The sequence below is a fragment of the Bradyrhizobium sp. LTSP849 genome (assembly GCF_000938255.1).
Taxonomy (GTDB): Bacteria; Pseudomonadota; Alphaproteobacteria; order Rhizobiales; family Xanthobacteraceae; genus Bradyrhizobium.
This window is the reverse complement of the sequence record NZ_JYMR01000034.1, coordinates 163,432-175,600: the sequence shown is the minus strand read 5'-3', so window position 1 is coordinate 175,600 and position 12,169 is coordinate 163,432. Positions and strand designations below refer to the sequence as shown.

Here is a 12,169-nt window from a genome sequence, read left to right as displayed (position 1 = left end):
GCGTACGGCAAAACCGTGTGGTCCTGGCCGTCGTTGCTACGGTCAAGCTTTCGCGGAGGCGGCATTCGCGTCAACCGGCGCGGTGTCGGCGACTTTCGCGAAGGTGAGGGAGGCCAGAACGAACTCGGCTCCCGGGAGAGCACGGCATAAGCCGTCAACCCACTGCGCAGGGAAGGCCGTGTGTTCGGCTTCACCTGTATGCCGCTGTGCAATTCCTTTTGCGCTACCCGCGCACAGCGGACCGTGGGTGCCAGCCGGCACCCGGCCTTCCCTGCGCCCTCTTGGATAAGAGGGTGGAGAGATCAAGCAAAGCTCGGGCAAATTGAGCCGCGAGAACGCGAAGGCGTGTCTGATGATGAGGCGAGCCAAACTCCATAACCGTCACCCTGAGGTGCGCGCTCGGCGGCGCAACCGCGCAGCTGAGCAAGCCTCGAAGGGCGACGGCCCGGCTGCATCGGGGCCGTTCATCCTTCGCGGCTCGGCTTGCAATGCGATCGCATCGCAAGTCTCGCACCTCAGGATGACGGGGCTGTTTTCTCCGTTGTTGCGGTCGCAATGACGATATGGAGATCAATGACCGCGCTTCCGCACCTCGCCATCGTCCGGTGCCATCGCCTCCCACGCGCTCGACGCGAATTGCCGGCGCCAGGTCACGATCACCACCGCTGCCGTGGTCACGAACAGCACCCAGGGGCTGACGAACCAGCCGAGATAGCCGAGTGCGAAGAAGAAGGCGCGCTGGCCGCGGTTGAAATGGCGGCCGGCGGATTCGAACACGCGCGTGGTGCGGATGACGTGGGCTTCCGCCTGTGGCGTGTCGCGCTGCGAAGCCGGCGGCATGCCGCCGTACAGGATCGCGACATAGTTGAACAGGCGATAGGCCCAGGCGAACTTGAAGAAGGCATAGACGCAGATCAGCACGAGGCCGACGCATTTCAGCTCCCACATTGCGGGCGAGGTGCTGAGGTCGAGCGGCAGCTTGCTCAGGATCGTGATGGCGTCGTTGGTGGCGTGCAACAGCGCCAGCGCGCCGCCGAGCGCGAACAGGCTGGTGGAGGCGAAGAACGCGGTACCGTTCTGGAGCGAGGCCATGATCTGCATGTCGACCATGCGCGCCTCGCGGTCGAGCAGGCGGCGGACCCAGACCTCGCGATATCGGTTCATCCGCGCCGACAGGCTGTCGCGGCCATAGGCCGAGTGCTCCAGCGTCATGCCGTAGACCAGCCATTCGATGATGAAAAAGCCGACGGCGGTGATGTCGACCCAATGCCTGCTCATGTCTCTCTCCTCGCAGGTGCCAACGATTGCCACGCATGCTTCGGCGCGGCAACGATTGATTGGTGGCAGGCGATGGCGCTAAAAGCAGCCGCATCCAGGAGACTCGGAAAGGACCAGTGACATGGCAGCGCTCAAGCTTGCGATCGGCAACAAGAACTACTCGTCATGGTCGATGCGGCCCTGGCTCGCGCTGCGCGCCAACGACATTCCGTTCGCCGAGACCGTGATTCCGCTCTACACCGACAATCCCGCGGACAAGCAACAGATCCTGAATTTCAGCCGCGCCGGCAAGGTACCGGTGCTGGTCGACGGCGACATCACGGTGTGGGATTCGCTCGCGATCATCGAATACATCGCCGAGCGCTATCCGGAAAAGAAACTGTGGCCGGACGACGTCGCGGCGCGCGCGCATGCCCGTTCGGTGTGCGCGGAGATGCATTCCGGCTTCGTAGCCCTGCGCAGCGAATGCGGCATGAACCTGCATCGTCCCGTGCGCGCCGTGGCGCTGTCGGCGGATGCGCTGGCCAACGTCGCGCGCGTGCAGGAGATTTGGCGCGAGTGCCAGACGCGCTATGGCGCCGGCGGGCCGTTCCTGTTCGGCCGCTTCGGCGCGGCGGATGCGATGTATGCGCCGGTCGTGCACCGCTTCCGCACCTTTGCGATCGATGCGGCCCCCGAGGCCAAAGCCTATATGGACACGATGATGGCGCTGCCGGCGTTCCAGGAATGGACCCGCGACGGGCTCGCCGAAACGCTTGTCATCGAAAAGTTCGAGACTGTGTGAGCATGATCCGGAAAAGTGGGCACCGGTTTTCCGACGAGATCATGCTCGCTTAAAATGTGATTGAGCGCTGCTTGACGGCATGCCGTCTCGCGGCGCTCAATCGTGGTGGAACAACGAGAGGGCACGGCTATGGGAATTCTGGACTCGCTCGAAAACAACCCCGCACTGCGCAGCGCGCTCGGCCAGCTTGGCGCTGCGGTTCTGCCGGCCGTGCTGAGCGAAGTGCTCGGCAGCAACAATCAGGGCGGCCTCAGCGCGATCGTCGCAAAGCTCCAGCAGGCGGGCATGGGCGACCAGGTCAAATCCTGGCTTGGCAACGGCCAGAACCTGCCGATCTCGGCCGACCAGCTCCGCGCCGTGCTCGGCAATGACACCGTCCGTCAGCTCGCCGCCCGCTACAACATCCCGGTCGACCAATTGGGCCAGATTCTGGCTCAGGAACTGCCCAAGGCCGTGGACCAGGCCAGCCCGGAGGGCCATCTGCCCCATACCGCCTGAGACCCGGTTCCAGCGGTATTAATGGCGGGCCGCGGTTCCGTTATCGTCCTGAAACCACTTCCAAATTGGCTCGTTTGCCATGCTCGCATGAGGCTGGCCAAAAACGCCGCATGCATGCTATATAACGGCCGGGTTTCCAGCCGGCCGCCGCAGTGGGACCATGTGCGGGGCAGGCGTTGTTTGAGTGATGGAGAGGGTGTTGAAGCACAAATTCCCCGTTGGAACGCACGTATTGTTCACTGCCAGCAACGTCGCGCGCCCGGCTGCCAGCGGTTCGTATGAGGTCATCCGTCTGCTGCCGACGGACGGCGACGACTGCCAATACCGGATCAAGAGCTCGACCGAGGCCTTCGAACGGGTCGCCAAGGAAAGCCAGCTCGCGCTCTCGTGAAGCGCTGACGGCATTACGCGTTGACGTTGCGGACGAATTTGCTCTGCTCGCCGTTAAAAGGCCCGCTTCACCTCGACAAGGTGGACCGGGGGCAGTTGCCGACTCACGGTGCTCGCTTTGACCATTCGCTCTTTGCTCGCGTGAGAGGACGTCGCGCATGAACTGGGCATGGGCCACTTCGCTCGATGAAATCTGGCGCTCGCCGGCCTTTCCGATGTGGATGACGCTGGCGGCTACCGGCTTCTTCGGACTGATTCTCCTGATCACGCTCGTGCGCGCCGAAAAATCGGTCGCCAACGGTGCGCTGACCGTCATTACGCTGCTCGCGATCGGCATCGCGGTGGCCGCCACGATGCGCATCTATGGACCGGCGGGGCGGACCGCGCCGGGCGAAGCCCGTGCGCAGGCCGTGGCGACGGCGAACCTGCCGGCGCTGTCCTGCCTCGACGATCTCGCTGGCGATGCCGTGCTGGGCGGCTGCGAGAAGGCGCTGTTCGGCTCGCCAGATGCTGCGGCTGCCGCCGTCTCCTACACCGCGGCCCGGATCGACCGGCTCACCGCGCTCGGCGATGCTGCGACCGCCGAGAAGAGCCTGACGCCGGACATGAAGGTGCTGCGCAAGGCGCTGGAGCATGATCGCTACGGCCTCGTCGCGCAGGTGCTGGTCGCGCGCGACGGCTGCACGCAATTCGATTGCGCCGTCTTCCGTTCGCTGACCGATCAGCAGCAGGTCGCCGCCAATATGGATGCCCATCTCTACGACATGCTGGTCGCGCGCTACGCGCCGGCCTGGAACGCGCCCGCAGCGGCGCCGGCAATGCCACCCTCGGGTGCGCTCGCCGGGCTGCCGACCACAATGCCGACGGGCAAGCCGACCAATGCCGATTTCCCGAGCGCCTCGTCGACGCCGCCGGTGAGCATCATGAATCCCGAGCCGTCTACAGCGACGACGCGCCAGGCGCCGGCCGCAAACGCTGCTGCTGCGCCATCGCCGCGTGCGCCGGCCGCGACATCGGCGCAGGCCGCCGCGCCTGCGGCTCCGGCTGCGAAGAAGCCGCCGGCTCCGAAGGCCGCGCGCGCGCCGGCAACCGCGCCGGTTCCGCTCGCGCCGCCGCCGGGCTCGGCTCCCGCGGCTGCGGATAACGAGTAGATCGGCTTTGAAAACCCGCGGCCGGCCCGCTAATGCTGGGGCATGCCACTTCATCTGATCAAGCTTGCCGTCGGCTGCGACTCCGTCAAGGAATTGAAGGGGTGGATCGCCGAACGGATGCAGACGGCCAAGAAAAAGGGCCTGCCGCAACACCACATCCACATCACCCGCATGGTACCCAAGCGCGACGCCGAGATCCTCTCGGGCGGTTCGCTCTATTGGGTCATCAAGGGCGAGGTCGCCGCCCGCGAAAAGATCATCGGCATCGAGCCGTTCCGCGACAAGGACGGCATCGGCCGCTGCCGAATCGTGATGCAGCCGAAGGTGATCGCGGTGTCGCCGCGGCCCATGCGCCCGTTCCAGGGCTGGCGCTATCTCGCCGACGATTCCGTGCCGGCCGACCTCGGCAAGTCTGCCGCGAGCACCATCGCGGCGATGCCGGAGCCGATGCGGCGCGAGCTGCGCAATCTCGGATTGCTCTAGACCGCGATATTGTCGATCAGCCGCGTCGTGCCGAGCTTGGCCGCGACCAGGATCCGCAAGGGGCCGTCCTTGCGTGATGTGACCGGCGCGAGCGTCTCGGCGTGGCGGACCTCGAAATAGTCGAGCGCAAAGCCGGCCGCCTTGATCATCTCGGCGCTGCGCGCCATCGCGGGCGCGATCGATTCGCCGGCCTGGATCCGCCTGGCGCTGTCCTTCATGGCGCGGTAGAGCGTCGTTGCGGTCTGCCGCTCCTCCGGCGAGAGATAGACGTTGCGCGAGGACATCGCGAGCCCGTCGCGCTCGCGCACGGTGCGGGAACCGATCACCTTGACGCCGAGGTCGAGGTCGCGCGCCATCTGCGCCACCACCCGCAACTGCTGAAAGTCCTTCTCGCCGAAGATCGCGACATCCGGCCGGCATTGCGTGAACAGCTTGCCGACCACGGTGGCGACGCCGCCGAAGAAGTACGGCCGGAAGCGATCCTCGAGGCCGGCCAGCGCCGGTCCCTCCGGCACGATGCGGGTCGCAAAGCCCTCCGGATACATCGCCTCGACGCCGGGGTGCCAGACGATGTCGACGTCTTCGGCGGCGAGCTTGGCGATATCGGCCTTCCAGGTGCGCGGATAGGCGCCGAAATCCTCGGTCGGCGCGAACTGAGTCGGGTTCACGAAGATCGAGACGACGACACGGCTCGCGCGCCGCTTGGCCAGGCGCACCAGCGACACATGGCCGTCATGGAGTGCCCCCATGGTCGGCACCAGCGCGACCGTGGCTTTTCGCTTGCGGAGATTGTCGACGGCGCGCCGCAGGACGGGCACCGTGCGGGCGATCAAGGGGCTTGGTGACATCGGGACTCAGTGATGGTTGGGGGTGGGCGCGGCTTGTCCCGCAGCCGGCTAACCTTAACAAGCGGCGGTCGTGGACGCCATGCATCGACATGCGGCACAGCATCCCCCGCAGCGAGGATGTCGCGCCATTGTGGGCTGAATCACAGACGCGACATGGCGACACAATTCATGATGAAGAACGACGCACAGTGATTTCGTCATCCTGTCACGCATTTCACTTGACCGCAGACGCGGCCAACTCGAAGATATTGTTTAGGGGTGTTGAGGATCGCCATGCTTGTGCAGGCTAGCCAAAGCCAATCCGGCTCGGCGCATGTCGTTGTGCTCGGCAATGAGAAGGGCGGCTCCGGCAAATCGACGACCGCCCTGCACATCGCGGTTGCGCTCCTGAAGGCCGGCCAGCGCGTCGCCACCATCGACCTCGACTGCCGCCAGCAGAGCTTCACCCATTACATCAACAACCGTTCCGCCTGGGCGCGCCGCACCAAGCTCGACCTCGAGCTGCCGGTGCATCGCTGCATCAAGCTCGGCGAGACCATGCAGATCGCCGAGAACGAGAATTCCGAGTTCCAGCAGTTCATGGAGGCGGTCTCGGCGGTCGAGAGCAGTTTCGACTTCATCGTCATCGATACGCCCGGCACCGACAGCTATTTGATGCGGCTCGCGCATTCGATGGCCGACACGCTGGTCACGCCGATCAACGACAGCTTCCTCGATTTCGACGTGCTCGGCACCGTCGATCCCGCCAATTACGCGGTGACGGGGGAAAGCCATTACGCCGAGATGGTGCGCGACACCCGCCGCAAGCGCCGCCAGCTCGACGGCTCGAGCACCGACTGGATCGTGGTGCGCAATCGCCTGTCGATGCTCGGCTCCCGCAACAAGCAGCTCGTCGCCGACGGCTTGAAGGATTTGTCGCTGCGGCTCGGCTTCCGCTATGTCGACGGCTTTGCCGAGCGCGTCGTCTATCGCGAGTTCTTCCCGCGCGGCCTGACCGCGCTCGACGAGATCGACGAGGCGACGCTCGGCATGCGACCCAATCTCGGCCATCTGACCGCGCGGGAGGAGGTGACGAGCCTGCTGCGCCAGCTCAAGCTGCCGCTCGACGAGCGTGGCCGCCGCCGTGCGGCCAACCGGGCCGAGTGGTTCAGCCAGGTCGACAAGCCGCTTGAGGTCCACGACATCCTCGGGGCCTAGGCGCTGGCGGTACGCCGCTACTTCTGGGTGATCAGCGTTGTCGGTTCCCGCCGGAACCGAGCGCGCGCAAAGCCGTTTTCATCCTGCGTTTACCGCGAAATTGAACCCGATCGAGACGAGTTGCGTCGGATGGTGACCTGCACCTTGACGTAGCGGTATGAGGACGGGGTGCCCAAGAAACGTGTGCGTCGCACAATGAAAGGGCTGCTAGTTCACAATATTTGGCCTTTCTGTCACGCGGCTGTGACGTATATTAGGGAATAGGCGCGAGGGAGCCAAAGAGCTCCCCGAACAAACACGGTTTCGACAGGGACTTCAGGTGAGACAAGCCTGAGGCTGAGGACGAAAATGAAGCGTGGAATTGCCGTTCTGGTTTGTGTCAGTGCCCTCTGCGGCGTCGCCTATTTCACGGCGAGCAAGTGGGCGATCAGGCATGAGACCATCACCTTCTACGATCCGTCGCGTGACAATCGTCCCGTGCCTGTCGATATCGCGATCCGCCGCGACAAGGAAATGCAGGCCAATGCCGGCATGATCACGATGCCGGTCGCAGTGATCAATCACGGCAACACCGTCAAGAATACCGAGTACGGCTTCCTCGCCAATGTGTTTGCAGCGCGCGGCTATCTCGTGGTCAGCCCGCAGCATGATTTGCCGACCGATCCTCCGATGGTGACCAAGCCCGGCGAGCTTTATGTCGGCCGGCTGCCGCAGATCCTGCGCGGCGTCGCCAACATCCATCTCGCCATGCAGGAGATGAAGAAGGTTCAGCCTAACGCCGATTACGAGCGGGTGACGATGGTCGGCCATTCCATGGGCGGCGACATCACCATGTACTTCGCCAAGCAATATCCGGACGAGGTCAAGAAGGTCGTGACGCTGGATAATCTCCGCGTGCCTTTCGTGACCGCCGGCAAGTTCAAGATCCTGTCGTTCCGCTCCAAGGATCCGCAGTTCAAGACCGATCCGGGCGTGATCCCGACCGACGAGGAGTGCGAGAAGGCCGGCATCCAGGTCGTGAAGACGGACTTCCAGCATAACGACATGCGCGATACCGGTCCGGATCAGGCCAAGAACTCGATCCAGGGCATGCTCGATAAATTCCTGAGCGACACTGACAGCTCGATAGCGCCGGTCGACACCACGTCGTCCCCGCCAAAGATACTTGAGCCCGGTCCGGTTGCCCTGATGGCGCCCGCCAAGAGCTAAACGCCCCCGCCATAGCCGAAAACAAGTTTCAAAAGCCTCCGCCGGTATCCGCCTGCGGAGGCTTTGCACATTGACCGGGCAGGGCGCGCTATCCACATTGGTTGCTTGAGACCAAGTGCGATCCCCGATGTCCAACGAACCAGTCAAACCGCGCAATAGTGATGCCGTGTCGGCGAAGGCCGACAGCGACGGCGCGCTGCCGCAGGCAAAAACCTCGACCTCGGAGGACGTCGCCGCCTTCGTTGCCAAGGCGCGTGCGTTATCGCCCCATGCGCCCGGCGCGAAGGGGCGGCTGATCTTTGCGCTGGACGCGACCATGAGCCGGCAGCCGACCTGGGATATGGCCTGCGCGCTTCAGGCGGACATGTTTCGCGAGGCCGCGGTGCTCGGCAGCCTCGACATCCGGCTCGTCTACTATCGCGGCTACGATGAATGCCGTGCCAGCGGGTGGATCTCCGACAGCGGCAGGCTTGCGACGCTGATGAGCAAGATCGATTGCCGCGGTGGCGACACCCAGATCGGCAAGGTGCTGACCGAGGCGCGGCGCGAAGCGGTTGCATCCGGCGTGCGCGCCGTGGTCTTCGTCGGCGATGCGATGGAAGAAAAGGTCGACGAGCTCTGCGCCAAGGCCGGCGAGCTCGGCATGCTCAAGGTGCCGGTGTTCCTGTTTCAGGAAGGCGACGATGCCGTGGCCGAGCAGGCGTTTCGCGAGATCGCACGCCTGACCGGTGGCGCCTGGTGCCGGTTCGATCCCGGCGCGGCGGCGCAGTTGCGCGACCTCTTGCGCGCGGCCGCGGCCTACGCCGCCGGCGGCCGCGAGGCGTTGAAATTGTCAAAGGCGACGAGCGGCGCGGCGAAGCTGATCGGACAGATGAAGTAGCGGCTTAAGCGGGCGCGGCCTGCGATGGAGGCGACGCGGACGGAGGCGCCGTCGCCGCCTTCGTCACGGCCGCAAGCAGCGCCGACATATTGCCAAGCACGGCCATGTCGGCCGGTACGCCGTGGCGCGCCGCAAGCCATGCCGGATCATTGTACGATAACCAGGTGGCGCCGGCAGCATCCTGCCAGACCAGGGCCTTGAGCGGCAGGTCGATGCCGATGGACTGGACTGACTGCATCAGAGGCGTCCCGGCCTTGGCGTTGCCGAAGATCAGGACCTCCGTCGGCCGCAGTGAAAGGCCAGCCTCCGCCGCGCCCGCGGCGTGGTCGATCCGGGCGAAGATGCGCAGGCCCTTCGTTGTCAGCTCGGCCTCGAGCCGGTCCATGGTTTCCCGAGACCCGTACGGGCTTGCAAGCGTCACCAGTCCATCCGCGCCCATGTCGCAACTCCGTTCCGGTCGTAGCGCGCCGGACTATCGGGCGAACAATCGTCTCGTGTCATCTGCCAATTGCGAACGCGCGAAAGGACGCCATGCTTTTTGACAATGGGGCGACTATATTCACGCCATGACTCTGATCGCCGGCGTTGTCGCAATTATCACCCTATATCTGCTGCTCCAGATGTTCCGCGCAGCCAATCCGGCGGTGCTGGCGCGCACCATCAAGGTCGGCGGCGGCGTGGTGGCGCTCGCGGTTGCAGCCTTCACCGGCTTGAGGGGCGAGCTGGCGGTGGCGATCCCGCTCGGGATATTCGGCGCCGGCCTGCTTGGCTGGACGCCGCTGGCGAATGCGGGCTTCGGCGGTGTCGGCGGCCTATTCGGAGGCGGCGCAACGCGCCCGTCCGGCAAGACCTCGCGCGTGCGCTCGCAGTTCCTGGACATGCGGCTCGACCACGATTCTGGCCAACTCACAGGCCAGCTCGTTGCCGGACCCCACGCCGGCCGCGGTCTCGACGAGTTCGATCTGGCTGGCCTGCTGGCGATGGTCCCGGCGTTTGACGCCGAGAGCGTGGCCTTACTTGAAAGCTATCTGGACCGCCGGTTTCCCGCTTGGCGTCAGAACGCGCAAGGCAACGCGGCAGGGGGGCAGCGCCGCACGGTGGCGAGCGGCAAAATGACGGCGGAGGAGGCCTATCAGATCCTTGGCTTGCAGCCGGGGGCGGGGCGTGACGACATCGGCCGGGCTCACAAGTCCCTGATGAAGAAACTGCATCCCGATCAGGGGGGCTCGACGTATCTCGCTGCCCGTGTAAACGAGGCCAAGGATACTCTGCTTCGTACGCATAACGGCTAACTCCGGCACCACGCTACAAACGCCCGTACCGCGTGAGCTCCGCATGCTCTGTTTGCCGTCGCCCCGATGCCCGCCATTGTCGGCGTGGTCAATCCCTTGAGCAGAAATTTAACCGTAAATTGTTGACGAGAGGTTGTCGCGGAACTGACTTTGCGTCACCGCGCCTCCCAAAACAAAAATGCCCGCGGCTGGGCGCGGGCATTTTGTTCGGAAACGGTGGAGAAGATCAGTTGCGGACGGTGATGCAGGAGATGTCGGCGCGCTTCAGGGCGCGGCAGACGGCTTCGGCTTGGTCCCGCTCGAGCCCGGCGAAGCGGGCGCGGTAGAGTTTGCGATTGTCCTTGGCGACGACCGGTTCGGTGAACGGGTCGGCCTTGCTGAGCAGGCCGCGGGCCGAGCTGCGCGCGGCGTCGATGCGCTGCTGGGCTTCATTCTCGCTCTCCAGCGCGCCGACCTGGACGATCCAGCCGCTGTGGGTGACGACCGGCCTGGTGGTGGCGCTCATCTGGATTGGCTGCGGCGACGGATCGGCGGAGGCGAGCTTCGCAGCCATCGGAGCGGGCGCGGCAGCGGTTGCTGACGGCAGCACGCCGAGAATGCCGTTGCCGGTGCCGAAGCCCGCCGGCTGCTGCGGCAGCTCGGTACGGGCGACCTCGGCCCTGGCGGGCTCTGGCTTGCTGTTGATGGTGTCGGCCTTGGCGACGAGAGCGCCGGAGGTCTCCGCGACCTCGTTGCGGGGCGTAATCGTGTTGGTGACCTGCGGTGCGACTTGCGTCGGGGCGGCGGACGCGACTTTCACGGTGCCCGCCTTGACCTGAACCGTTTTGACCCGGACCGGCTTCATCGGCTCGGACGAACCCGGAATGAGGGAGAGCGGCTGGCTCGAGATCACGCCATTGGTGAGCGGCGCGGGCTCGATCTTGGACTCAGTGGGCTTGGCTTCAGGCTTGGGCAGGGGGGGCGGCATCGCGGCAGTCGCAGCCGCAAGCGCCGACAGGCGCGAGGCGGGACGCGGCGCGGGTGCCTCGGGCGCAGGGGCGGCTGCAGCCTGGACCTGCGGAGCGGGGCGGGCCGGAGTATCGGAGGCATCAGCGACATCGGTGCTGGCATCAGTGCCGTTACGCTCGGTGACCGCCACGACCGTATGAGTGGTCGCGGCCTTCTCGAGATTCTCCGCGAGCAGATTGCGCATGATGGCGTCGCGCGAGCCGCCGCTGCGGCCGCCGAGCACCACGCCGATCAGGTGGCGGTTGCCGCGGCGCATCGACGTCACGAGGTTGAAGCCGGAGGCGCGGGTGTAGCCGGTCTTGATGCCGTCCACGCCCTCGACGCTGCCGAGCAGATGATTGTGGTTCCGGATCGACTGTCCGCGCCAATTGAACGTGGAGGTCGAGAAATAGCGATAGTAGCGCGGGAAGCGCTCCTGGATGGCGCGGCCGAGCGTGGCCTGGTCGCGCGCGGTCGTGACCTGCTCGTCGTTGGGAAGGCCGTTGGCGTTGCGGTAGACCGTCTTGGACATGCCGAGCGCGCGCGCCTTGCGCGTCATCATCTGCGCGAAATCGTCCTCGTCGCCGCCGATCGCTTCCGCGATCACAACGGCGGCGTCGTTGGCCGAGCGGGTGACGAGGCCCTTGATCGCGTCCTCGACGCGAATGGTCTGGCCGGCACGCAGGTTCAGCTTGGTCGGATCCTGGTCGGCGGCGTGCTGCGACACCGGCATCTCGGTGTCGAGCTTCATCTTGCCGGACTCGAGGCGCTCGAACAGCAGATAGAGCGTCATGATCTTGGTGAGCGAGGCGGGATGGCGGAGCCCGTCGGGGCTGGTCGACTGGAGCACCGAGCCGGAATTGCCGTCGACGATAATCGACGCGAATTGCGGGCTGTAGCTCTCGGAGACATCACGCTGCACCCGGTGGTGCGCATAATGCCGCCGATAGCGCCGCGCATCGGCGGCCTCGGTCGTGAAGATGACGGCTGTCGTGACCGTCAGAAGCCCAAAAACGCCAACCCGCGCCAAGCGCGAGGAAGACCAGTTGTTACGAAGCATGAAACCCCGTCCCCGTTTGTGACTTGATCACCGGCTCGTGAGGCGAAATTGTGCCCTGCGGACCCGGGATCATTACCTGCTCAGGCTGTCCCTCCGCCGTTGCTCGCTGCGG

At 65.2% G+C, this 12,169-nt stretch carries 13 protein-coding genes; 9 read left to right on the top strand and 4 right to left on the bottom strand.

Annotation, left to right across the window (positions count from 1 at the left end; all coding sequences use genetic code 11):
* Positions 1-570 precede the first annotated feature (570 nt).
* Positions 571-1,278 carry a DUF599 domain-containing protein gene (locus tag UB31_RS22130; RefSeq protein WP_045008087.1) on the bottom strand — a complete coding sequence of 236 codons (708 nt, stop codon included), beginning with the start codon at positions 1,276-1,278 and terminating at the stop codon, positions 571-573.
* A gap of 121 nt (positions 1,279-1,399) precedes the next feature.
* Between UB31_RS22130 and UB31_RS22125 the strand changes: the two genes are divergently transcribed.
* The 5 genes from UB31_RS22125 to UB31_RS22105 all read left to right on the top strand — a co-directional run bounded on the left by UB31_RS22125 (position 1,400) and on the right by UB31_RS22105 (position 4,584).
* Positions 1,400-2,062 (top strand): glutathione S-transferase family protein, encoded by a 663-nt coding sequence (locus tag UB31_RS22125; protein WP_045012383.1) that lies wholly within the window; start codon positions 1,400-1,402, stop codon positions 2,060-2,062.
* Positions 2,063-2,191: 129 nt separating this feature from the next.
* Positions 2,192-2,560 (top strand): YidB family protein, encoded by a 369-nt coding sequence (locus tag UB31_RS22120; protein WP_045008085.1) that lies wholly within the window; start codon positions 2,192-2,194, stop codon positions 2,558-2,560.
* A 187-nt stretch (positions 2,561-2,747) separates the two neighbouring features.
* Positions 2,748-2,951: a hypothetical protein gene (locus UB31_RS22115; RefSeq protein WP_156163418.1), complete on the top strand. Its 204-nt coding sequence runs from the start codon at positions 2,748-2,750 to the stop codon at positions 2,949-2,951.
* A 157-nt stretch (positions 2,952-3,108) separates the two neighbouring features.
* Entirely contained in the window at positions 3,109-4,101 is a 993-nt protein-coding gene (locus UB31_RS22110; protein ID WP_045012382.1) for a hypothetical protein, read from the top strand.
* A gap of 42 nt (positions 4,102-4,143) precedes the next feature.
* Positions 4,144-4,584, top strand: a complete 441-nt coding sequence (locus UB31_RS22105) for a DUF1489 family protein (protein ID WP_045012381.1) — start codon at positions 4,144-4,146, stop codon at positions 4,582-4,584.
* Here UB31_RS22105 and panC read toward each other — a convergent pair.
* Positions 4,581-5,432 carry a pantoate--beta-alanine ligase gene (gene panC, locus UB31_RS22100; protein WP_045012380.1) on the bottom strand — a complete coding sequence of 284 codons (852 nt, stop codon included), beginning with the start codon at positions 5,430-5,432 and terminating at the stop codon, positions 4,581-4,583. The genes UB31_RS22105 and panC overlap by 4 nt on opposite strands.
* A 273-nt stretch (positions 5,433-5,705) precedes the next feature.
* Between panC and UB31_RS22095 the strand changes: the two genes are divergently transcribed.
* The 3 genes from UB31_RS22095 (at position 5,706) to UB31_RS22085 (ending at position 8,718) form a co-directional block, all read left to right on the top strand.
* The gene (locus UB31_RS22095; RefSeq protein WP_045008080.1) at positions 5,706-6,629 is read left to right on the top strand and encodes a division plane positioning ATPase MipZ; all 924 of its coding nucleotides are present in this window, start codon (positions 5,706-5,708) and stop codon (positions 6,627-6,629) included.
* A 348-nt stretch (positions 6,630-6,977) separates the two neighbouring features.
* Positions 6,978-7,838: an alpha/beta fold hydrolase gene (locus UB31_RS22090; protein ID WP_045008079.1), complete on the top strand. Its 861-nt coding sequence runs from the start codon at positions 6,978-6,980 to the stop codon at positions 7,836-7,838.
* Positions 7,839-7,965: 127 nt separating this feature from the next.
* On the top strand, positions 7,966-8,718 hold the full coding sequence (locus UB31_RS22085; protein ID WP_045012379.1) for a vWA domain-containing protein: 753 nt from the start codon (positions 7,966-7,968) through the stop codon (positions 8,716-8,718).
* Positions 8,719-8,722: 4 nt separating this feature from the next.
* Here UB31_RS22085 and UB31_RS22080 read toward each other — a convergent pair whose 3' ends face one another.
* A complete protein-coding gene (locus UB31_RS22080; RefSeq protein WP_045008077.1) occupies positions 8,723-9,157 on the bottom strand; it encodes a DUF302 domain-containing protein in 435 nt (144 codons plus the stop codon).
* Between the two features lie 127 nt (positions 9,158-9,284).
* Here UB31_RS22080 and UB31_RS22075 point away from each other — a divergent pair, with 127 nt between their 5' ends.
* Positions 9,285-10,010 (top strand): DnaJ domain-containing protein, encoded by a 726-nt coding sequence (locus UB31_RS22075; RefSeq protein ID WP_045012378.1) that lies wholly within the window; start codon positions 9,285-9,287, stop codon positions 10,008-10,010.
* 226 nt (positions 10,011-10,236) lie between these two features.
* Here the strand turns inward: UB31_RS22075 and UB31_RS22070 are convergent, their stop codons facing one another.
* Positions 10,237-12,057, bottom strand: coding sequence for a D-alanyl-D-alanine carboxypeptidase (locus tag UB31_RS22070; protein ID WP_045012377.1), 1,821 nt, complete (start codon positions 12,055-12,057; stop codon positions 10,237-10,239).
* Between the last annotated feature and the right edge of the window lie 112 nt (positions 12,058-12,169).